Origin of the sequence: Pseudomonas brassicacearum subsp. brassicacearum, assembly GCF_008801605.1 — a bacterium.
GTDB lineage: Bacteria > Pseudomonadota > Gammaproteobacteria > Pseudomonadales > Pseudomonadaceae > Aquipseudomonas > Aquipseudomonas brassicacearum.
Genome location: NZ_VZPJ01000009.1, coordinates 30,034 through 50,574 on the forward strand (window position 1 = coordinate 30,034; position 20,541 = coordinate 50,574).

General features: G+C 57.8%; 21 protein-coding genes and 1 pseudogene. 4 read left to right on the top strand and 18 right to left on the bottom strand.

What is annotated here, in order from left to right; all coding sequences use genetic code 11:
* Positions 1 to 345: 345 nt before the first annotated feature.
* The 3 genes and pseudogenes from F7R20_RS20010 to F7R20_RS20020 all read right to left on the bottom strand — a co-directional run.
* Positions 346 to 1,386 carry a zinc-dependent alcohol dehydrogenase family protein gene (locus F7R20_RS20010; protein ID WP_003203546.1) on the bottom strand — a complete coding sequence of 347 codons (1,041 nt, stop codon included), beginning with the start codon at positions 1,384 to 1,386 and terminating at the stop codon, positions 346 to 348.
* Between the two features lie 117 nt (positions 1,387 to 1,503).
* Positions 1,504 to 1,743 carry a YceK/YidQ family lipoprotein gene (locus tag F7R20_RS20015; RefSeq protein WP_003203548.1) on the bottom strand — a complete coding sequence of 80 codons (240 nt, stop codon included), beginning with the start codon at positions 1,741 to 1,743 and terminating at the stop codon, positions 1,504 to 1,506.
* A gap of 120 nt (positions 1,744 to 1,863) precedes the next feature.
* A pseudogene (locus F7R20_RS20020) lies at positions 1,864 to 2,028 on the bottom strand (alcohol dehydrogenase catalytic domain-containing protein); the annotation flags it as partial.
* A gap of 241 nt (positions 2,029 to 2,269) precedes the next feature.
* Between F7R20_RS20020 and F7R20_RS20025 the strand changes: the two are divergent.
* From F7R20_RS20025 to F7R20_RS20035, 3 genes are all read left to right on the top strand, one after another.
* Positions 2,270 to 3,709: a hypothetical protein gene (locus tag F7R20_RS20025; protein WP_033028203.1), complete on the top strand. Its 1,440-nt coding sequence runs from the start codon at positions 2,270 to 2,272 to the stop codon at positions 3,707 to 3,709.
* Positions 3,710 to 3,918: 209 nt separating this feature from the next.
* Positions 3,919 to 5,361 carry a permease gene (locus F7R20_RS20030; RefSeq protein WP_027913018.1) on the top strand — a complete coding sequence of 481 codons (1,443 nt, stop codon included), beginning with the start codon at positions 3,919 to 3,921 and terminating at the stop codon, positions 5,359 to 5,361.
* Positions 5,362 to 5,383: 22 nt separating this feature from the next.
* Positions 5,384 to 5,650 carry a thioredoxin family protein gene (locus F7R20_RS20035; protein ID WP_003203555.1) on the top strand — a complete coding sequence of 89 codons (267 nt, stop codon included), beginning with the start codon at positions 5,384 to 5,386 and terminating at the stop codon, positions 5,648 to 5,650.
* A gap of 34 nt (positions 5,651 to 5,684) precedes the next feature.
* Here F7R20_RS20035 and arsJ read toward each other — a convergent pair whose 3' ends face one another.
* The 6 genes from arsJ to F7R20_RS20065 form a co-directional block, all read right to left on the bottom strand.
* Entirely contained in the window at positions 5,685 to 6,905 is a 1,221-nt protein-coding gene (gene arsJ / locus F7R20_RS20040; protein ID WP_003203557.1) for an organoarsenical effux MFS transporter ArsJ, read from the bottom strand.
* A 9-nt stretch (positions 6,906 to 6,914) separates the two neighbouring features.
* Positions 6,915 to 7,919: an ArsJ-associated glyceraldehyde-3-phosphate dehydrogenase gene (locus tag F7R20_RS20045; protein ID WP_003203559.1), complete on the bottom strand. Its 1,005-nt coding sequence runs from the start codon at positions 7,917 to 7,919 to the stop codon at positions 6,915 to 6,917.
* A 111-nt stretch (positions 7,920 to 8,030) separates the two neighbouring features.
* On the bottom strand, positions 8,031 to 8,411 hold the full coding sequence (locus tag F7R20_RS20050; protein ID WP_003203561.1) for a metalloregulator ArsR/SmtB family transcription factor: 381 nt from the start codon (positions 8,409 to 8,411) through the stop codon (positions 8,031 to 8,033).
* A gap of 133 nt (positions 8,412 to 8,544) precedes the next feature.
* Positions 8,545 to 9,603: a flavin-containing monooxygenase gene (locus tag F7R20_RS20055; protein WP_081352563.1), complete on the bottom strand. Its 1,059-nt coding sequence runs from the start codon at positions 9,601 to 9,603 to the stop codon at positions 8,545 to 8,547.
* 36 nt (positions 9,604 to 9,639) lie between these two features.
* On the bottom strand, positions 9,640 to 9,987 hold the full coding sequence (locus F7R20_RS20060; RefSeq protein ID WP_003203566.1) for an ArsR/SmtB family transcription factor: 348 nt from the start codon (positions 9,985 to 9,987) through the stop codon (positions 9,640 to 9,642).
* Between the two features lie 90 nt (positions 9,988 to 10,077).
* Positions 10,078 to 10,521 (bottom strand): tautomerase family protein, encoded by a 444-nt coding sequence (locus F7R20_RS20065; protein ID WP_003203568.1) that lies wholly within the window; start codon positions 10,519 to 10,521, stop codon positions 10,078 to 10,080.
* A 95-nt stretch (positions 10,522 to 10,616) separates the two neighbouring features.
* Between F7R20_RS20065 and F7R20_RS20070 the strand changes: the two genes are divergently transcribed.
* On the top strand, positions 10,617 to 11,579 hold the full coding sequence (locus F7R20_RS20070) for a GlxA family transcriptional regulator (RefSeq protein WP_003203570.1): 963 nt from the start codon (positions 10,617 to 10,619) through the stop codon (positions 11,577 to 11,579).
* A 153-nt stretch (positions 11,580 to 11,732) separates the two neighbouring features.
* Here the strand turns inward: F7R20_RS20070 and F7R20_RS20075 are convergent, their stop codons facing one another.
* From F7R20_RS20075 to urtA, 9 genes are all read right to left on the bottom strand, one after another.
* Positions 11,733 to 12,776, bottom strand: a complete 1,044-nt coding sequence (locus tag F7R20_RS20075) for an AAA family ATPase (protein ID WP_003203572.1) — start codon at positions 12,774 to 12,776, stop codon at positions 11,733 to 11,735.
* A 3-nt stretch (positions 12,777 to 12,779) separates the two neighbouring features.
* A complete protein-coding gene (locus F7R20_RS20080; RefSeq protein WP_003203574.1) occupies positions 12,780 to 13,823 on the bottom strand; it encodes an aliphatic amidase in 1,044 nt (347 codons plus the stop codon).
* Between the two features lie 14 nt (positions 13,824 to 13,837).
* The gene (locus tag F7R20_RS20085) at positions 13,838 to 14,185 is read right to left on the bottom strand and encodes an FmdB family zinc ribbon protein (RefSeq protein ID WP_003203576.1); all 348 of its coding nucleotides are present in this window, start codon (positions 14,183 to 14,185) and stop codon (positions 13,838 to 13,840) included.
* Positions 14,186 to 14,221: 36 nt separating this feature from the next.
* Entirely contained in the window at positions 14,222 to 15,451 is a 1,230-nt protein-coding gene (gene fmdA / locus F7R20_RS20090) for a formamidase (RefSeq protein WP_003203578.1), read from the bottom strand.
* Positions 15,452 to 15,604: 153 nt separating this feature from the next.
* Positions 15,605 to 16,294, bottom strand: coding sequence for an urea ABC transporter ATP-binding subunit UrtE (urtE, locus tag F7R20_RS20095; protein WP_003203579.1), 690 nt, complete (start codon positions 16,292 to 16,294; stop codon positions 15,605 to 15,607).
* A 10-nt stretch (positions 16,295 to 16,304) separates the two neighbouring features.
* A complete protein-coding gene (gene urtD / locus F7R20_RS20100) occupies positions 16,305 to 17,063 on the bottom strand; it encodes an urea ABC transporter ATP-binding protein UrtD (RefSeq protein WP_003203582.1) in 759 nt (252 codons plus the stop codon).
* Entirely contained in the window at positions 17,060 to 18,247 is a 1,188-nt protein-coding gene (urtC, locus tag F7R20_RS20105; RefSeq protein ID WP_003203584.1) for an urea ABC transporter permease subunit UrtC, read from the bottom strand. Before urtC ends, urtD begins: the two co-directional genes overlap by 4 nt.
* Positions 18,248 to 18,257: 10 nt before the next feature.
* On the bottom strand, positions 18,258 to 19,175 hold the full coding sequence (gene urtB / locus F7R20_RS20110) for an urea ABC transporter permease subunit UrtB (protein WP_003203586.1): 918 nt from the start codon (positions 19,173 to 19,175) through the stop codon (positions 18,258 to 18,260).
* A 115-nt stretch (positions 19,176 to 19,290) separates the two neighbouring features.
* Positions 19,291 to 20,535, bottom strand: a complete 1,245-nt coding sequence (gene urtA / locus F7R20_RS20115; protein ID WP_003203587.1) for an urea ABC transporter substrate-binding protein — start codon at positions 20,533 to 20,535, stop codon at positions 19,291 to 19,293.
* Positions 20,536 to 20,541: the final 6 nt, after the last annotated feature.

Sequence of the window (20,541 nt, forward strand, 5' to 3'; positions counted from 1 at the left end):
ATTATTTTGGCGGCGCCTTGTCCTATATCTATTGGGACAATTTTTTATTGTTTATATGTATTTTTGATATATGGGATAGATCGTCCCCCGCCATTCAGCCCTCAGGCCCTGGCAGCGAGACGTTTTCGATAAGTAAGTATTGAGCGCTCGTCGACCTGAACAATCACCGTCCTAATACGATGTGCTTGCAAAGGCGCGCGGATGACAGATGAGAATATATTTTACATCTGGAGCTTAAACGTCCAGTTTAGGAGCCCTACCTTCCCCCGCTGAGATGCAGGCAACGAATTGCCTGCATTCCTGCGCTCGAGCGCAGTTGATAGTGGAGAACGTCGTCGTTACCACTTAGAACTCCGTCACGACCGTCACCCCTGCCGTGTCAAACCGATCCATGTTCATGAGCGCATCAATGGATTGTTCGAGGCTGATGGTCTTGCCCACCAGTTTTTCAGGCGCCAGCTTGCCAGACGTGATCATCTCCATCATCGCGCCGTAACGGTGAGCCTGCATGCCATGGCTGCCACAGATCTCCAGCTCGTAGGCAATGACCTTGCTCATGGGGATTGCCGGCGTGCTCTGGTCCGCCAGCATCAAACCGACCTGGACGTGCCTGCCGCGCCGTCTCAGATTATTGATGGAGTTGAAGCAGGTCGTTGGATGGCCCAGGGCATCCAGCGAAACATGAGCGCCGCCCTTCGTAATCTCGAGTACCGCCTCGGTCACATCCGCCACGCGGCTTGCGTTGACCGTCGCAACGGCACCAAGCGACTGGGCAAGCTTGAGCTTGTCGTCGCAGATATCGATGGCGATGACGTTCGCCCCGATAGCGTTGGCGATCATTACCGCGGACAACCCCACACCGCCACAGCCATGAACCGCCACCCATTGGCCCGCCGAGACCTTGCCTTGATCGACAACCGCGCGGAACGAGGTGACGAACCGACAGCCCAGGCTCGCCGCCGTGGCGAAATCCATGTTTTCAGGCAGCGCGACCAGATTCAAATCCGCCTTGTGAATCCCCACGTACTCGGCGAAAGAACCCCAATGGGTGAAGCCCGGCTGAAACTGGCTGTGGCACACCTGCTGGTTGCCGCTATTGCATTCCGGGCACGCCCCACAGCCACCGACAAAAGGCACGGTGACGCGATCGCCCACCTTCCACCGAGTGACATCCCGACCCACCTCCGCCACGATCCCTGCCAATTCGTGACCGGGCACGTGGGGCAGCCGGATGTCAGGATCATGACCTTTCCAGCCATGCCAGTCGCTTCGACAGACGCCCGTGCCAAGGACCTGAACCACCACACCGTGACGCTCGGCGGTCGGGTCTTCGACAGTCATCAAACGCGGGGGTTGGGAAAAGGCTTCGTAAACTACGGCTTTCATGAGGATCCCTCTACTTTAGAAAAGCGCTATGCCTGAATCCGGGTTCGCGGACGGGCCTGGCCGCGAACCAACGCCAACAGTAACCACAAATCCCCGACGCGTAAAAATCCCTGTCTCTTAGAGGTTGCAGCTGTACTGGTATTCGAAGGGGAAGAATACGGTATCGACCACCAATGAAAACGGCGCGTCGATAAGCAAGAATGGGATCAGCTTCCCCTTGGACGTGCCCACCAGCCACCAGTCAAACCGCAGGCCGATATAGGGGCATCGGTGTTTGTCGTAATCCATCCGCATCGCGGTGGCCATGCAGCCGCTCAAGCTGGCGATCAGAATCAGCAGAATCACTTTTTGTAGCACGTAATGTCCTTATTACTTCTTTGCGAAGAGCTGGATAGACGCTTTCGCTAAAAGCGAGTCACCCTTCATATCAAGATGGCCTTAAACCCAGCGCAAAGAAGGATCCTTTGAGGTCAGCCGTCGACGTCCAAGCTTCCACCGAGTGACATCCCTCCCCACCTCCGCCACTATCCTTGCCAATTCGTGACCGGGCACATGGGGCAACTGAATGTCAGGATCATGACCTTTCCAGCCATGCCAGTCGCTTCGGCATGCGCCCATGCCAAGGACCTGAACAACCACGCCGGATGGCTTTCTGCCACTTATCTCAGCGTCCACGCTTTCAATCGGACGGTGTATTCACTACATTGAACGTAACTTTGCTCCTTCGACACGGACTGTCATGACTACCCTATCCCCGATCAGCCCTGCCATTCCCATCCAGATCCCGACTCGCTCTGCCGTCGCGGCATCGCCTGCAACAGTGATAGAGAGCGCTGATGTCTTGCCGGCTCGACCAGCGGCAATCGTCAGCCTGGGCAACCCCGTGGCCGATATCGAATCACAGACCTATTCCCGACTCGGGCAACTGCCCGGCCAGGAGACTGTTCGTGTTTGGGAAAAGGCAGGTCAGGACGCTGTCACTAACGTCATGGGAATCAACCCCAAATCGCTGTCGATCGCCAACCGCTTCCACGGCCTGGGTGCAGCCTTGGTAGAGCAGTTCGCCAAGAGCGGTTCGAGCATTTCCCAGTCAGTGCTCCATACCACCGCGGACAAGGCTCACAACGCCGCCGAGATAAAATCCGAACAGACGCTGCTGCACAATAAAGCCGATAACCTGATCAGCCTCAGCATCAAGACCGCCAGCGGCAAGACGGTCACCTTCAGCCTGACCAGCCAGGACGATGGACTTGGCGTTCAAGCCACGGTAGACGGTGGCCCGCTGAGCGAGGACGAACTCAAGGCGATTGGCGTTCTGGGCAGTGCCTTCCAGGCCGCTGTCGACGGGTTGACCGCCGTGCCTCCCAAGCTCGACCTGGGCAAGCTGACGCAGTTCGACTCCAGCGTATTGGCATCCATTGATCTGAACGCCAAGCTCAAGGGCGTGGACGGTGAGGACCTGATCCTTGCCTACCGCGCCGACAGCCAGAGCCGCACCACGCAAATGAGTGGTCCGGATGGCGAATTGAACCTGAGCGTGGATCTGAAGAACAGCGCAATCCTGGGCGATGCCAAGCAACAGGCCAACGCCCTGAACAGCTACCTCGCCCAGCTTGAGCGAGTACAGGAGCGTGGCAACGCCAAGGCTGCCCTGATGGAGATGTTCAAGGACGCCTTCAGCGCCATGAACAGCCACTATCCACAGGGCGCTACCCCGTCACAGCCACTGACCCGTAACGCGACGGACAAAGGCCTGCTGACTGGGCTCGCAGACTTCGAGGCGTCCATCAAACAAACCAACAACGCGTCCAACCCGATGCGCCTGTCTGAAGTCGATAGCTTTGCTTATACCCTGTCGCAAAAAACTGTCGTTGCAGGTTCCATAATGAGCAATCGCAGCGTCGATCAAGTCCAGCAATCGAGTCTAGCGGCCAGTTACCACAAGAGCCTGAAGGGCGGGAAAGCCCCCGTGCTAGGCACAACTACCGACTCGCAGAACTATCTCTACGTAGAAGTGAATGACAAGGCCAGCAGCTCGGCCAGCCTCGCCTACAAGGACGGCCGACTGACCAGGGCCTCTGTCACGCAAAACGCCAGCCAGGGCACACGGACACAGCAGTACGTCCTGGGCAAAATGGTTGAAGAGACAGTGGTGCCGAAGGAAGCTTCAACCAGCCGCAGTCACTTGGTATTGCTGGAATACGCCGCCAAGCAAAGCAAGAAGTCCCAGGATGCGCAGGAACAATCCATGTTGAAGGAAGCGCTTGCTACCCTGCACAACTCGGTGCTGCTGCAGGAAAACCCTTCGGCACTGGTGCGTTGAAAGCAAAGACAGTCGACTCGGCCTGCAGGATGAAAGTGGATACTGACGGTTTTCCTGGCGATGATTTGCTTTGCGCTGGGCCGCGCCGTGCAGTGGTCTAGCGAATCACGTAAAGTTTTTCAGCATGCAACTGATCTACGTCAAGCCCGTTCAGCGCACAACAAATACCTTGGAGCCTGGCTTTTAATGGTCATGTTCCAGGGTTTGCCATGGACCTTTTGCTTAAGCTAATCAATGGTGGAGCTGGCAGTCTGGCTTCCTACTTGGCAGCCCACGTCCTACTTTGTCTGTTGCCAGCGTTTTTCATTGCCGGGGCCATGGCAGCACTTATTCCCAAAGCCAGCATCACTCACTGGCTGGGTCGGCATGCACCTGTCTATGTTTCCTACCCTGCAGCGGCACTGGCCGGGTCACTGATTGCCGTCTGCTCATGCACCATTGTTCCTTTGTTCGCGGGCGTTTACCGCAAAGGCGCGGGTATCGGCCCGGCGATCACCTTTCTGTTTTTTGCCCCGGCAGGAAATATCATGGCCCTCGCCTATACCGGCAACATTCTGGGAGCAGAGTTTGCAATTGCCCGTTTGATTCTCTGCCTGATCTTCGGCATCGGTATTGGCTTGATAATGGCGACTCTATTCTGGAAAGACGACCTGACCCACGATGCACAGGCAGATGCCCTGTTCGCAGAGAAGGCCAGCATTTCCGGACCTGCCCTGGGCATTCTCCTATCTCTGGTGGCCCTGCTGATAGCGGGCACCTTGAGACTGTGGCCCCTGACCGCAGGCCTGATCAGTATCAAAGTCCCGCTTTTCTGGGCCCAGGCGTGGCAGGACACCCTGTTTGACTGGGTTCCATATGACGCCAGCAAAGGAGAAGAAGGCGTGAGCTTGCAAGGGTCTGTACTCATCGCCCTGCTCCTGATGATTGCCGCCACGGCCAAGCGTGGTCTGGATAACATCACCGAAGGTGCCAACAGCTGGACATGGGTTGCACTGGGCCTGACCGCCAGTACTTTGCTGATCGCCTCGATGCGCCTGACGCCAGAACCTGGCATGTTGGTTTTCATCTTCACGGGTCGACTATTCGGTGTCGCACTGGCCCTATTGTCTGTTTGGTACTTTGCCCGAAAACTGCCAGCCGAAGACTGGCAAGGCTGGCTGTGGGAAGCCTGGCGCTTCGTCAAGCAGATATTTATTGTGCTGGTGGTGGGTGTATTCATCGTCGGCATGGTTCGCCAGGTTATTCAACCCGAGTGGATTGAAAGTCTTGCAGGCAGCAATTCCGTGCTCGCCAATGCCATAGCAGTAGGGTTCGGCGTGTTCATGTACTTCCCCACCTTGGTAGAAGTGCCCGTCGCCCGCATGTTCCTCGATCTTGGTATGCATCCTGGCCCGCTCCTGGCCTATCTGATGGCAGATCCTGAACTTAGCTTGCAGAGCATGCTCATGGTGGTGGCTGTGATTGGTCGCAAGAAGACCGCCGCCTACGTTGGGTTAGTCGCGTCGTTCAGCATCGTGGCAGGCCTGCTCTACGGTGCCTGGGTCGATGGCACCGGCTGGCGCACCCTTGCTGCAGGGGTGGCGGTCGCGCTGGCCATAACCGCTGCAATCTGCCAGTTGATCCGTTCTCAGCGTCAACAAACAGCAAGCTGACATTCACATCAGGGAGCTTCCAATGCTGAACATCAAAATCCTCGGTTCAGGATGCGCCAACTGCAAGAAACTGGAGGCCGTAGCCCGTCAAGCTGCGCAGAATCTTAATATCCAGGCCGAATTCGAAAAGATCACTGACATGGGCAAGATGATGACTTATGACATCCTCTCCACGCCGGCTCTGGTGATCAACGAGAAGGTTGTCAGCAGCGGGAAAATTCCGACGGTTGCGGATATTCAGGGCTGGATTTCGACGGCGGGCCCTGCCAATTCCTCCACATGCACGTAGCCCGATAAGGTTCATGCCGTCCTGCCTGGCAGCTTCATATCGCCTCGGCATGCCTGGGTAAAGCGATGGAAATCAAGGCGGCCAGCAACACGAATGCGCTTGATATCCAAAGGCATGCGCCCAATCCAAACACCTGGTAAATCCAGCCAGAGAGCACGGTGCCGATCAAGCGCCCCATGGCGTTCGACATGTAATAAAACCCCACATCCAGCGACACGCCGTCTTCCTTGGCGTAGGACACGATCAGGTAGCTGTGCAGCGACGAATTCACGGCGAACAAAGCACCGAAAACCATCAGTCCACCCAACAGCACCATTTGTTGCGACAGCCCGGTGTCCAGACCGAGCGCAATGGCCGCGGGCAGACCCGCCAGTGCAAGTGCCCACAGAAACGCCGCACGACCATCCGGCACGTGACCTCGTTTCTTTCCAGTGATGTTGGGCGCGAACGACTGGACGATGCCGTAGCCAATCACCCAGGCCGCCAGGAAGCCGCCAACCTTCCAGAAGTCCCAGCCAAACACGCTGCTCAGGTACACCGGCAAGGCCACCACGAACCAGACATCGCGGGCGCCGAACAGGAACATCCGCGCCGCAGAAAGGATGTTGATCGCCCGGCTCTTGGACAGGATGTCACGAAACTTGGGCTTGGCTTTGGCCTTGCCCAGGTCCTTCTTCAACAGGATCAGGCTACTGATCCAAATCAACGCCAGGCCCCCCGCCATGGTCAGCAACGCGCCTTTGAAACCGACCCATGCCAGCAAAGCTGCGCCAAGAAAGAAGCCGACACCCTTGAGTGCGTTCTTCGAACCGGTGAGGATCGCCACCCACTTGTAGAGCTTGCCCTGTTGCCCATCGGGAACCAGAAGTTTGATGGAGCTTTTGGCGCTCATCTTGTTCAGGTCTTTGGCAATTCCCGAAAGTGCCTGAGCAGCCATCACCCATGGGATGCTCAGCCAGGCTACCGGCACCGTCAGCATTAGCAGCGCCGCGACCTGGAGCCCCAGCCCGATGTTCATGGTTCGGTTCAGGCCAAGCCGAGCGCCAAGATAACCACCCACCAGGTTGGTAATCACACCAAAGAGTTCATAGAACAGAAACAACGCCGCGATTTGCAGCGGGCTGTAGCCCAAGGCGTGAAAGTGCAGCACCACCAACATGCGCAAAGCGCCGTCGGTGAGGGTGAAGGCCCAGTAGTTGCCCGTCACGAGCAGGTACTGCCGCACTTGCGGAGCGAGGGCGAACAACGCTTTCATAGCCGCTCCTCAGACTGCCAGACCGACCATTTTGGCCAGTTCGACTGTGCGATTGGCATAGCCCCACTCGTTGTCATACCAGGCGTAAAGTTTGACCTGGGTGCCGTTGATGACCATGGTCGACAGCGCATCGATGATCGATGAACGCGGGTCGGTACGGTAGTCGATGGATACCAGCGGGCGCTCCTCGAAACCGAGTATGTCTTTGAGCTCATTCTCGGCAGCGTCCTTGAGCAACTGATTGACCTCTTCGACGGTGGTGGCCCGTTCGACTTCAAAGACACAATCAGTCAGCGACGCATTGGCCAGCGGCACACGTACGGCGTGACCATTCAGGCGCCCACGCAGCTCCGGGAAGATTTCGGCAATGGCGGTGGCCGAGCCGGTACTGGTTGGAATCAGGCTCATGCCGCAGGCCCGCGCACGACGCAGATCCTTGTGTGGCTGATCGAGAATGCTCTGGGTGTTGGTCAGGTCGTGAATGGTGGTGATCGAACCGTGACGAATACCCAGCTTTTCGTGGATGACTTTCACGACTGGGGCCAGGCAATTAGTAGTGCAAGAGGCAGCGGTGACGATACGGTGCTGCGCCGGGTCGAACAGGTGCTGGTTGACGCCCATGACGACGTTCAACGCGCCTTTTTCCTTCACCGGCGCGCACACCACCACACGCTTGACCCCCTGGTCCAGGTAAGCCTGCAGCACCGCGACGGTTTTCATCTTGCCGCTGGCTTCAATCACCAGATCGCAGCCCGACCAATCTGTGTCGGCAATCGCCTTGTTGGCCGTGACTTTGATCCGCTTATTGTCGATGACGACACTATCGCCTTCGGCGCGGGCTTCGTTGTTCCAACGGCCATGCACCGAATCGAAGTTGATCAAGTGTGCATGAGTCGCCGCGTCACCCGCTGGATCGTTGATCTGCACGAACTCGAACTCAGGCCAACTCCAGGCAGCCCGCAGAGCGAGGCGACCGATACGACCAAATCCATTGATGCCAACTTTGATAGTCATGTTGTTGTGCTCTGTTGTCAGTGGGCGTTCGACTGGTTGTCGAACTAGCCGATACAGGAGGGAGGGCTCCTGTTACTCATGATCATTGTTCCTGAGGCTACAGCGTGCCAATCAGCGTAATGAGGCGGTCTGCCTTTCACAGCACACGGCTGCACGCTCAGGGCGGTCACCCATTTCATCAAGGCGTTTGGCATCAGGGCTTAACCAGAACTTGTTGCTTTCCAGCGTAGTGGTCAGCACTTGATGAACCCAATCGGGGAGATTCGGGTGCAGTCGGTAATACACCCATTGGCCTTGCCGACGGTCCGAAAGCAGGCCGCAAGTGCGCAACTGCGCCAGGTGCCTGGAGATTTTTGGCTGACTCTCGTTCAACGCGCAGGTCAGCTCGCAAACACAAAGCTCTCCTTCACTAGTGATGAGCAGCATGGTGCGCACGCGGGTGTCATCTGCCAGACATTTGAAAACAGTGGTCGGTGTCAGATGGTCAGCCATATCGATTCTCAGCGGACAGAACACGGGCTTTGCTGGTCATTGTGAAGCCTCGACTAATATACGGTTTTTCGAATATATGGTTTTACGAATAATAGATAAACCCCTCCCTTCGGAAAAACTCGAAAGTTGCCCGCTAAACAGGCACATCGCGAACAAATCGCATCAAGCTGGGCATGATGTAGGCCGCATCCTGGCCGACACCTCTAAGTGTCGCTGAAGCAAAATTCCGTTGTTTCGGCAGACCGACGAAATACAGCCCAGGCAGATGCTTCGCCTGCCCGTTACGATGAGCCCAATATTCATTGCCTGCGCATTCCAACCCGCTCAAAAACTCCAGGTTCGGGCGAAATCCTGTAGCAAACACCAAACTATCCACCTCAGTGTGCTGCCCATCAGCCCAGATCACGCCGGTTGGTGTTATCGCCTCGAACATCGGCTTGCGCTCGAAAAGCTTTTGCTCAAGGGCTCGACGATAGATCCCGTCATCGAGCACCGGCGTACTTTGATCGCTCAACCAACGAGTCTTTTCCAACCCTGACCACTTCAGCCACGCATGAAAATCCAGGCCGAGTATCTTCTGCGGAAAAAACCGAATCGGCTCCCTGCTCGCCAGCACGACTTTGCCCACATGAGCCAGTTCATAAGCGATTTGAACAGCCGAGTTTGCAGCACCGACCACAACCACTCGCTGCCCACCAAAGCCATCGGCATTTCGATATTGCGCGCTGTGCAAACTGCGCTCGAGAAAACCCTGAAGCCCTTGAATATCTGGAATGAAAGGCTGATTGAATCCACCCGTGCAGACGATCAGCGCCTTGGAACAAAAATCTTCCCCATCGTCCGTTTGAAGCCGAAACAGCCCGTGCTCTCTGCGTACATGCTGTACGCGGGTGGACTGACGAACTGGCAAGTTGAATGCCTTTGCATAGTCCTCCAGATAGCGCACGACATCATCACGAAGTGGGTAATGATCAGGTTCCGCCGGGAAGCGCATGCCCGGCAATGACGAGTAAGCCGCTGGAGAAAAAAGCTTCAGGCTGTCGTAGTAATTGCGCCAATTCCCTCCCGCAGATCGCTCGGCATCCAGAATCAGGAACCTGAGGTTGTGCTGCTGCAAATACCAACCACAGGCTAATCCTGCCTGGCCAGCGCCAATTACGATGACATCCATGACTTCATTTATTACATTCATATATGCACACTCATGCACACTAAAAGACAAAAAAAATCAGGACGTACCTGGGCAACAGAACGGGGCCAGGCTTTTCATATGCTCAAGAATGGCTTCGAGGCGTGCCACCACCGCCGGACCGTCCACCTCGTAGAACATCTGCCTGCTGACCTTGGTGCCGCGGACAATACCTGCCTCTAACAGCATTTGCAGATGTCGGGAAACAACTGAACGCTCCTGGGGCAATCCTTGCGCAATCTCGCCGATATCGGCGCGCCCCAGTTGCATCACACGCTTGAGCACAGCGACACGCGAAGGCTCACAAAGTGCCTTGAAGAAAGCGCCATCGAGAGACTCGATGGCAGCGTCAATTGCGCGGGTTCGGTGAAGGATTCGATCAGTCATGCAACCGACTATATGTGCATGCTTATGCACGCGTCAACACTCTGCAATGAGACGGTCCCCAAGCATTGCACTTTCTGGAAGGCCTATAGCCTAGGGAGTGAGATGTCCGTACCCGGCCGCACGGGTGAAGTCGGCCAAATGCCAAATATCACCGTTCGCCCCCCAAGTGCCATCGACAACTTCCTGGATCTGTATTGAGGTCAGCAACTGGCGCTGATCCTCCGTTGCCAGGCTCGACTGTATTGCGCAATGCAATTCACGTACGTAGCGCTGGCGCATCGGTGCATCAAGAACGCCGGCAGGCACCTTGACGATGACAATGCATGGAACGGCCCTGACATGAAGAGCAACGCCTCCACACAGCCATTCATCGGCCTGAATTTCCTCAATGAGTACCCAGCACAAAGCACGCTGCTGAGGGGTATCGCCCATGTGTTCATTAAGTATTGCCACGTCGCTCACGCTTCGAAGCAACTGTTGGCGCTGTGGCTGATTGAAAGCTCCCGTAGGCACCTTGATCAAGATGTTTGGCATGGCAAAACCTCACTGTTAATTGGAAGCGCCATTGGGCCAGTTATCTCTCCACTCCATAAGTGACCGATTCGCCTTCTTTCGGGCATAATCGGACAATGTACGATTTCACTGTTCTAGTCTTTCCCGAGTCGTTCGCCTCAAGCGTGGCGGCCACCCTGGACATCCTCGGCACCGCCGCGACACTTGCGCAGCGCCAAGGCCTCGCCGTGCCACGCTGGCGAGTTTGCGGGCCGCAGCCAGGGCTGATTACGCTAGGGCAAGGCATGCAACTGTTGGTCGACGAACTGACGACAGACGTCGAGGACAACTCCTGCTGGGTCATTCCGGGCCTTGGCATCAGCGACTTCGACGCGCTGCTGCAGCGTCTTGAAGAAGACTGGGTACTTCAGGCACTGCCAGCGCTGAGGGCACATGTGAATGAAGGCAAGGAGATTGCCGCCTCGTGCTCGGCTGTCTTTCTCCTGCATGCCGCAGGATTACTGGACGGTCGAAAGGTAACGACCTCCTGGTGGCTCGCCCCTTGGCTGTCGAGCATTGCGCCTGACTGCATTGTCGACCCCAACGTCATGGTGCTTTGCGATCCCCCCTTGACGACCGCTGGCGCAGCCTTCGCGCAAACTGACCTGATGCTGCACCTGCTGCGCAGGCGCCTGTCCCCGACGCTCGCCGACTATGTGGGCAAGGCTCTTCTACTCGACGGCCGACAGTTGCAATCCCCATTCATCAACCCAGCGATCATGGCCCGGGGTAATACACTGGTCGCCAACCTCACCGCCTATATAGAAGCCTGTCTGCCCCATCCTCCTAGCGTTCCGAGCCTTGCGGCGTACGTGGGCATGTCTGAGCGAACGCTGTCCCGGCACCTTCGAAAAGCAACCGGCCTTTCAACCCAATATTTGATCCAGCGTGTGCAGCTGAACAGGGCCCGCGTGCTACTGGAAACCAGCAGACACTCCGTTGAATCCATCGCCGAGCAGGTGGGATACCAGGATGCCACGGCCCTGCGGCGACTTATGCGCCGCCTGTTGAACGCATCCCCAAGACAACTGCGCCAGTAAGATCCAGTTTTAACTTTCAAAAGCGAAAATCGCAGACATGAAAAAGCCCGACGCTGTAAAAGCCAACACGCTGAGTGATGCGCATCGTCACCCAGCGTAGTGCGACAGCGATTCCCGAGGCTATAGCATCAGACCGCAATCCGGTGCCGTCTCTTACGACAATGGAACAACCGTGAGCCTGTTTGATTCGACCGTCGCAGTCATCTGCATTGCCTGCGGATAAGCCAGCAGACACTCAGCGATGGCAGGCTCCAGCTCGACCCGCACTCGCCTTGTCAGGGCCCGAGCACCAAAGCGTGGGTCATGCTTTCGGCATAGCCAGTCGCTTGCCGCAACGTCCAGGACCAGCGTACGTCGATGCTGACCGAGCCGTTGGTTGAGTTTGTTCAGTTCGATCTGCAACAACGCTTCCAGCCATTGGCTTTCGATGCGTTGGAAAACCAGGATGCGATCAATACGGTTTAGAAATTCCGGTTCGAACCAGGCGTGCAACGCTAGCTCCAACATAGCCTGCTCACCTTGTGGGGCGATGCCGAGCCAGCGCCGCCAACCGCGTGAAAAACGTTCCCTGTAGGTGGTCGCTTGCCGGGCTCCAATGTTGCTGGTCATGAAGATCAGGCTATTGCGAAAATCCAGCGTTCGGCTACCGCCCGCCAAGGTCAGCTGGCCGTTCTCAAGAATGCCCAACAAGCTGCGCACCACTTCCTTGCTGGCCTTTTCCAGTTCATCGAACAGCACGATGCCTGGGCGACTGTAGGTACCTTGAATCAATTCGCTATTGAACAGACTGACGCCCTCTTTACTCCCCACATAACCAGGTGGCGCTCCGGTGAGCGCCGCCGAGTAATGCTCCTGGGCCAAGGTGTGCATGTCGATGCGACAAAAAGCATCGGCGCGACCGTGTATGGCCAGTGCCAGCAGACGGACGATTTCGGTCTTGCCGACACCGGTCGGCCCCATGAACAGGCTCACCGTCAACGGCCTCTCACGTTCACCAATATCGACCTTAACCACGTTCAGCAACGCCTCGACCGCGCTCATGGCTTGTTCTTGGCCGACAATTCGACTGCGCAACAACGCCATGACTTGGGCGGGATTGAAGGCGAAGCGTGAGGTCAACAAATCTGCTGCCGGTGATGCGCTGGTCAGGCTCGGCTGTGGGTGGTTTGGGTCGATGCGATCGTTCACGAAAGGCATGGTTTAGCCTGCGTGTTTTTCTTTACCGTCGTGGGGAATCTCTCCCACCGGGCAATGAGCCACGCCGACGGTGCTACGGGTCAGTTTTTCGACGTTTTCCCGGGCTTTCTGCGCGTCCAGTACCCAGGTGCGGTAAAAGTCGAACGGGCAGTCAGCCACTCCCTTGTCGCCATCCCCGGAGTTGTAGACCCCGGTGTAACCGCGATGCAGCAGCTTGAACAAATGATTCTGTGATTGGTCGTTCGCTCGCGCATCGCGGATTTGCGAAACGGATAATTGTGCGTACTGAATGCCCATTTCCTCTTCACCGCATTCGCCCAGGGTGCGACCGTCGAAGCCAATGATCGCCGAGTGACCAAAGTAGGAATAAACCCCATCGAAGCCGGCCGCATTGGCCACTGCCACATAGCAATTATTGGCCCAGGCCATGCTTTTGGACATCATCACCTGCTGCTCTTTGGCCGGGTACATATAGCCCTGGCAACGGACGATCAACTCCGCTCCTTTCATTGCACAGTCGCGCCAGATCTCCGGGTAGTTGCCGTCATCACAAATGATCAAGCTGATTTGCAGGCCCTTGGGACCCTCGCAGACATAGGTCCGGTCACCCGGATACCAGCCTTCAATGGGGCACCAGGGAATGCACTTGCGGTACTTCTGGACGATTTCGCCCTGGTTATTGATCAACACCAACGTGTTGTACGGGGCTTTGTGGGGATGTTCCTCATGCCGCTCACCGGTCAGTGAAAACACCCCCCACGTGTCAGCCGCACGGCACGCGGCGGAAAAGATCGCCGTCTCTTCGCCTGGAATGCTGGCGGCAGTCGCCATCATCTCATCGTGGTCGTACATGATGCCCATGGTGCTGTATTCAGGAAACACCACCAGGTCCATGCCGGGGAGACCGCTTTTCATACCGGTGATGATGTCGGCAATCTTGCGGGCGTTTTCAATGACCTCGGCTTTTGTATGCAGCCGCGGCATTTTGTAATTGACGACCGCGACACCCACGGTGTCCGGGCTGCTGGAAATATCACCATGACGCATGAAATTTACCTCTGTTAATGGCTGATCATCCAAGGTCTGGAGCCGGTTTTACTCTTGAGCCCCTGTGGATTCTCTTTGGTCGGGGCCAGCGGTTTGCTCGGTGCGCAACAACTGCACCCACTGGGATGACGACGGTTCTGCTGGTACTCGCCAAGCGTCTGCGGCACGTGGGCACTTCGCTCGTTGGTCGCCATGGCCTGGCGTTGACTGCTCGACAACGTCGTCAGTGCCGGCGCAGACAACAGCAACCGCCCTCCTGGGCCCGCACAAGACGGGCACTGGCACGACTCGTGCCGTTGGGCCATGGGCCGCAACATTGTGAAAGAGCCACAGGTTTGGCATTCGTACTCATAAGTCGGCATGGCACTCTCCAGACATTGATCGAGCTCGGGCGTGTCTCACAGGTCCGGGGCAATCGGCAGATCGATACTGCCGTCGAGGTGTTTGATGGGGCCGTTGGCGTTGGGGTTGATGTCGAACTCGAAGATTTCGGTGGGTAACCAGAGGGTCGCGCAGGCGTTGGGGATGTCGACCACGCCGCTGATATGCCCTTGCACCGGCGCAGAGCCCAACAGTGCATAGCCTTGGGCGGGCGAATAACCAAACTTGGTCAAGTAGTTGATCGCATTCAGACAGGCCTGGCGATACGCGATATTGACGTCCAGGTAGTGCTGTTTTCCGGCTTCATCCACCGAGATACCTTCAAAGATCAGGTAGTTCTGGTAGGTCGGGATAATCGGGCTGGGTTTGAACACCGGGTTCTTGATCCCGTACTTGGCCATGCCGCCCTTGATCAGCTCGACTTTCATATGCACCCAGCCGGCCATCTCGATAGCACCGCAAAAGGTGATCTCGCCGTCGCCCTGACTGAAGTGCAGATCCCCCACCGACAACCCGGCGCCTTTGACGTACACCGGGAAGAAAATCTTCGAGCCCCGGGACAGGTCCTTGATATCGCAGTTACCGCCATGTTCGCGCGGTGGCACGGTGCGTGCGCCGGTGGCCGCAGCATCATCCCGGGCCTGGCCCTTGAGCTTGCCCATGTGCGCGGTGGCGGCCAGCGGCGCGTTGGCCAAGGGCGGCACGCGGGTCGGGTGGGTGTCGATCAGCTCCTGCTCGCGGCGGTTCCAGTCGCCGAGCATTACCGGGTCGGGCAGGCAACCGATCAATCCGGGGTGGATCAGGCCGGCAAAGTTGACCCCGGGAATGTGCCGCGAGCTGGTGAACATGCCTTTGAAATCCCAGATGGCTTTCTGTGCGCTGGGAAAGTGATCCGTGAGGAATCCGCCACCGTTCTGCCGCGAGAAGAAACCGTTGAAACCCCACATCGATTCGGCCTTGGCGCCGATGTCCAGCAGGTCGACCACCAGCAGATCCCCCGGCTCGGCGCCATGCACGCCCACCGGACCGGACAGGTAGTGCACGGTGGACAGGTCGACGTCACGCACATCCGAGGCGTCGTCGTTGTTCTTGATCGCGCCGGCGGTCCAGTCATAGGTCTCGAGAATAAAATCATCCCCCGGCTTGACCCAGCAGGCCATGGGAATGTCCGGATGCCAGCGGTTGTGGATCTGTTCGTTCTCGGTGGCGGGCTGGTTGAGGTCGACTTTGATCAAGGTATCGGTCATGGCGAAGCTCCTGAACATTAGGGATGTACCGCGTTGGAACCAGTCTCGAATGGCGGCACGAATCGGCCAATACGTTGGATGACGTACCCCTTTGAGCTGGCTTTCCAGCTGCTACAAAAGGGGCCTATAAACCATCGCGCCGCCCGATCGCGCCTACACGGAGAGGTAGCGACTGATGGTGGCTTCGTCGACCTTGTCGCGGGTCTCCTCAATCACGAAGCGACCCTTCTCGATCACCAGGAAGCGGTCGGCGATTTCCAGGGTGAATGACAGCACCTGCTCGGAGACCACAATGGTCAGGTCGCGCAGGTGGCGGATCTCTTTCAAAGTGCGGGCGATGTCCTTGATGATCGACGGCTGGATGCCCTCAGTGGGTTCATCGAGCAACAACACCTTGGGATTGGTCGCCAGCGCCCGGGCAATGGCCAGTTGCTGCTGTTGCCCGCCTGAAAGGTTGCCACCCTTGCGCGAGCGCATGTCGTGGAGTACCGGAAACAACGCATAAAGGTCTTCGGGCACCTGGCCCCGGGCCGATGCCGGCAGGCCGGTCTGAATGTTTTCCAACACCGTCATGCTGGGGAAAATCATCCGTCCCTGAGGTACATAGGCGATGCCGTGCTCCACCCGCTCGTGGGTTTCCAGGTTCGAGACTTCCTGACCATCGACGCAGACCTGCCCCCGCCACTGCGGAAGGATGCCCATCAAGCTCTTGAACAGCGTGGTCTTGCCCATACCGTTGCGTCCCATCACGGCGACGATTTCGCGTTTGGCCACGGCCAGGTCGAGGTCGTGGAGGATCTGGCTCTGGCCGTAACCACAGGACAGCTTGTCTACGTTGAACATGCCTGCTTCCTCAATGGCCTAAATAGACTTCGATGACTTTCGGGTTGTTCTGCACCGACTCCATGCTGCCCTCGGCCAGGACCTTGCCCTGATGCAGCACCGTGACCTTATGGGCGATGCTCTTGACGAATTCCATGTCGTGTTCGATCACCAGCACCGAGCGTCCCTGGCTGATGCGCTTGAGCAGTTCCGCAGTCTGTACGCGCTCGTTGACGCTCATCCCTGCGACCGGTTCATCGAGCATCAACAGGTCAGGGTTCTGCATCAGCAGCATGCCGATCTCCAGCCACTGCTTCTGGCCGTGGGACAGCAGGTCGGCCTGTTGCTGCAACAGCTCGCCGAGAAAGATCTCCCGCGCCACCTCTTCAACCCGGGCAATCACTGCGGCACTGCGTTTGAAAAACAACGCGCCAAACACCTTGCGCCCCGCCGGGTAGGACATCTCCAGGTTCTCGAACACCGTGAGGTTTTCGTAGATCGACGGGTTCTGGAATTTGCGCCCGACGCCGGCACGGACGATGTTGTACTCGCGCATCTTGGTCAGTTCCTTTCCATCGAACTGGATGCTGCCGCTGGTGGCGCGGGTCTTGCCACAGATCAGGTCGAGTACCGTGGTCTTGCCTGCGCCGTTGGGCCCGATCACCACCCGCACTTCATTGCGGTCGATGTACAGGTTGAGGTTGTCCACGGCCTTGAAACCGTCGAAGGACACCGTCAGCCCCTCGATAACCAGCACCGGCTTGTTCATTTGAAAACCCACGGCGGTCATGGCTGCGTCTCCAGCGAAGGACGTTCAGGAGCCGGGGTCGGCGGCGCAGTGCGCGACGTCTCCGGCAGGGGCGCGGCAACGGCGGCTTGCTGCGGGGTACGCCGTAATAAACGGCCAAGGGTCTGGCGGCCATGGCTGTCCCAGAGTCCGGCCAAGCCATTGGGAAAGTACATGACCACGGCAATGAACAGCCCGCCCATCAGGTACAGCCATAGCTCGGGGAAGGACTCGGAGAAATAGGTCTTGCCGTAGTTCACCAGCAAGGCCCCATACACCGCGCCGAGCAGCGACATGCGCCCGCCGACGGCGGCAAAGATCACCATCTCGATGGACGGCACGATGCCGACGAACGAAGGCGACATGAAGCCCACCTGCAAGGCGAACATGGCGCCGCCAATGGCCGAGAAGGCAGCGGCGATGCAGAACACGAAAATCTTGAAACTGGCCACGTCATAACCGGAGAAGCGCACCCGCTCCTCTTTGTCGCGCATCGCCATCAGCAGCCGCCCGAGCTTCGACGCGAGGACGAAACGGCCGATGAAAATGCAGCCGAACAGCAAAGCCGCGTTAATGAAGTACAAAAGCAACTTGGCGCTGTCGCTGCGCAGGTCCCAGCCGAGCAGCGTCTTGAGATCGGTGATGCCGTTGACCCCGCCGGTCAGGCCCTGCTGGCCGACGATCAGCACCGTGAGAATCAGCGCGATGGCCTGGCTGACGATGGAGAAATAAACATCCCCCACCCGCCGCTTGAACAGCGCCATGCCAATGATGAAGGCCAGCACTACCGGCACCAGGATCACCGCCAACAGGGTGAAGCTGAAACTGTGGAACGGCACCCAGAGCCACGGCAGTTCGGTGATCTGGTTCCAATCCATGAAATCCGGAATGCCCGGCGTCGACTGGATTTTGGTGCTCTGCGGGTCGGAGGCTTCGAGCTTGAGGAACATCGCCATGCAGTAGCCGCCGACGCCGAAGAACACCCCCTGCCCGAGGCTGAGAATGCCGCCATAGCCCCAACACAACACCAGGCCGACAGCGACGAAGGCATAGGTCAGGTACTTGCCCACCATGTTCAGGCGAAAGGCATCCAGGGTCAGCGGGAAGACCACGAAAATCAGCAGCGCCAACAGGCCCACGCCCAACAGGTTCTGCTTGCCCGCCAGCATCTTGTCTAAAAGCTTCATTGGCTCGCCTCTACTTGCGCACTTTGATGGAGAACAACCCTTGAGGGCGCAACATCAGGATCAGGATGACCCCGGACAGGGTCAGTACCTTGGCCATCGAACCACTGAGGAAAAACTCCGAGATCGATTGGGTCTGGGCAATGACGAACGCCGACGCAATAGTGCCGAACAGGCTTTGTGCGCCGCCGAAGACCACCACCAGGAAGGTGTCGACTATGTACTGCGAGCCCGCGGTGGGCCCGGTTGAGCCAATGGTGGTAAAGGCCGCGCCGGCCACCCCCGCGACACCGCAACCGAGGGCAAAGGTCATGCGATCGACCTTGCGCGTATTGATGCCCACGGCACGGCTCATCAACCGGTTCTGTACCGTAGCCCGTACTTGCAGACCCCAGCGCGAGCGGTAGAGCAAGAGAAAAATGGCCCCGGTGAGCAGCAGGGTCAGGGCCATCATGAACAGACCGTTGCGCGGAATCTCGATGGACTCGGTGAAGTTGAACGAGCCCATCAGCCACTCCGGCGGCGTGGCGCTGACTTCACGGGCGCCGAACACCGAACGGAAGGTCTGTTGCATCACCAGGGACAGCCCCCACGTCGCCAGCAGCGTGTCCAGCGGACGTTTGTAGAGCCGACTGATCATCGCCCACTCCACCAGCCAGCCAATGGCCCCGGCCACCAGAAACGACAGGGCGATGGCGATGAAAAAGTAATAGGGTTGAAACCACGGGGTGAAATGGCTGGTCAGGCTCGAACAGACATAGGTGGTGTAGGCGCCGATCGTGAGGAACTCGCCGTGGGCCATGTTGATGACCCCCATCTGGCCGAAAATGATCGCCAGCCCCAATGCCATCAACAGCAGCACGCAGAACACGGACAAGCCGTTGAACCCCTGCATCGCCGCGATGGCACCAAATTCCGATAGCCATTCCATGATGATGGACTCCTGCTTGGAGGGAGGATGTGGAAACCGTTGGGGCCCCATCACCAGCCAGCCATCTCCTACACAACGCCCGTAGGAGCTGGTTTGCCAGGGATGACGCCAGCCCTTACTGGTAGCCTTTAGGGAAAGGATTCGGTTCGATCAGATCAGACTCGTAAACCACCTTGAACTGACCATCGGGCTGTACTTCACCGATGCGGGTCTTGCTCCACAGGTGATGGTTTTCATGCACTTTGACGTAGCCTTCAGGCGCGGTTTTCAGCTCGATGCCCGGCGAGGCTGCAACCACTTTGTCGACATCGAAACTGCCGGCTTTTTCCACCGCAGCCTTCCACAACCATGGGCCCAGATACGCGGCCTGGGTCACGTCGCCGATCACCGAATCCTTGCCATACTTGGCCTTGAAGGCGTCGACGAAGGCCTTGTTGTTGGGGTTGTCCAGGCTCTGGAAGTACTTCATCGAGGCATAAAAACCGGCCATGTTCTCGCCGCCGATGCCCAGCAATTCATCTTCGGTGACCGAGAGCGTGAGCAAGGTCTGCTTGGCCGAATTGACGCCCGCCGCATTGAGTTGTTTGTAGAAAGCCACGTTGGAGCCACCCACCACTGCGGCGAACACCACGTCGGGTTTCTTCAGCTTGACCTTGTTGATCAGCGAACCGAACTGGGTGTTGCCCAAGGGGTAGTAGTCTTCGCCGACCACGGTACCGTGCAGCACGTTCTCAATGTGCTTGCGGGCGATCTTCATCGAGGTGCGTGGCCAGATGTAATCCGAACCCACCAGGTAGAAGGTCTTGGCGCCCTTGGTCTTGGCGATCCAGTCGAGGCTGGCGAGGATCTGCTGGGTGGCTTCCTGGCCCGTGTAGATCACGTTCTTCGACTGCTCCAGCCCCTCGTAGAAAGTCGGGTAGTACAGCAGACCGTTTTCCTTCTCGAAGATCGGCAGCACAGCCTTGCGCGAGGCCGAGGTCCAGCAGCCGAACACCGTGGCCACCTTGTCGTTGACCAGGAGCTTCTTGGCCTTCTCGGCGAAGGTCGGCCAGTCGGAGGCGCCGTCTTCCTGGATCACCTTGATCTGCCGACCGAGGATGCCGCCTGAAGCGTTGATCTGCTCGATGGCCAAGCGTTCGGCCTGGATCGAACCGGTCTCGGAAATCGCCATGGTGCCGGTGGCCGAGTGCAACTGGCCGACCGTGACTTCAGTGGCGGTCACCGCCAGGCCGGTGCTGTTGGCCTCGTCCGCCCATACACCCTGGCTGAACACACTGGCAGCCAGTAACGACAGGGCCGCCGCCCCTAGCGCCAAGCGGCGCGGCAACAGGCCTTTAGTCCGGATCAATGGTGGTTGCATGCTGCT

Coding starts and splice junctions, on each gene's coding strand:
- F7R20_RS20010 (WP_003203546.1), bottom strand. CDS start 1,386: ATGAAAGCCGTAGTTTACGAAGCCTTTTCCCAACCCCCGCGTTTGATG.
- F7R20_RS20030 (WP_027913018.1), top strand. CDS start 3,919: ATGGACCTTTTGCTTAAGCTAATCAATGGTGGAGCTGGCAGTCTGGCT.
- F7R20_RS20035 (WP_003203555.1), top strand. CDS start 5,384: ATGCTGAACATCAAAATCCTCGGTTCAGGATGCGCCAACTGCAAGAAA.
- arsJ (WP_003203557.1), bottom strand. CDS start 6,905: ATGAAAGCGTTGTTCGCCCTCGCTCCGCAAGTGCGGCAGTACCTGCTC.
- F7R20_RS20045 (WP_003203559.1), bottom strand. CDS start 7,919: ATGACTATCAAAGTTGGCATCAATGGATTTGGTCGTATCGGTCGCCTC.
- F7R20_RS20050 (WP_003203561.1), bottom strand. CDS start 8,411: ATGGCTGACCATCTGACACCGACCACTGTTTTCAAATGTCTGGCAGAT.
- F7R20_RS20055 (WP_081352563.1), bottom strand. CDS start 9,603: ATGAATGTAATAAATGAAGTCATGGATGTCATCGTAATTGGCGCTGGC.
- F7R20_RS20060 (WP_003203566.1), bottom strand. CDS start 9,987: ATGACTGATCGAATCCTTCACCGAACCCGCGCAATTGACGCTGCCATC.
- F7R20_RS20065 (WP_003203568.1), bottom strand. CDS start 10,521: ATGCCAAACATCTTGATCAAGGTGCCTACGGGAGCTTTCAATCAGCCA.
- F7R20_RS20070 (WP_003203570.1), top strand. CDS start 10,617: ATGTACGATTTCACTGTTCTAGTCTTTCCCGAGTCGTTCGCCTCAAGC.
- F7R20_RS20075 (WP_003203572.1), bottom strand. CDS start 12,776: ATGCCTTTCGTGAACGATCGCATCGACCCAAACCACCCACAGCCGAGC.
- F7R20_RS20080 (WP_003203574.1), bottom strand. CDS start 13,823: ATGCGTCATGGTGATATTTCCAGCAGCCCGGACACCGTGGGTGTCGCG.
- F7R20_RS20085 (WP_003203576.1), bottom strand. CDS start 14,185: ATGCCGACTTATGAGTACGAATGCCAAACCTGTGGCTCTTTCACAATG.
- fmdA (WP_003203578.1), bottom strand. CDS start 15,451: ATGACCGATACCTTGATCAAAGTCGACCTCAACCAGCCCGCCACCGAG.
- urtE (WP_003203579.1), bottom strand. CDS start 16,294: ATGTTCAACGTAGACAAGCTGTCCTGTGGTTACGGCCAGAGCCAGATC.
- urtD (WP_003203582.1), bottom strand. CDS start 17,063: ATGACCGCCGTGGGTTTTCAAATGAACAAGCCGGTGCTGGTTATCGAG.
- urtC (WP_003203584.1), bottom strand. CDS start 18,247: ATGAAGCTTTTAGACAAGATGCTGGCGGGCAAGCAGAACCTGTTGGGC.
- urtB (WP_003203586.1), bottom strand. CDS start 19,175: ATGGAATGGCTATCGGAATTTGGTGCCATCGCGGCGATGCAGGGGTTC.
- urtA (WP_003203587.1), bottom strand. CDS start 20,535: ATGCAACCACCATTGATCCGGACTAAAGGCCTGTTGCCGCGCCGCTTG.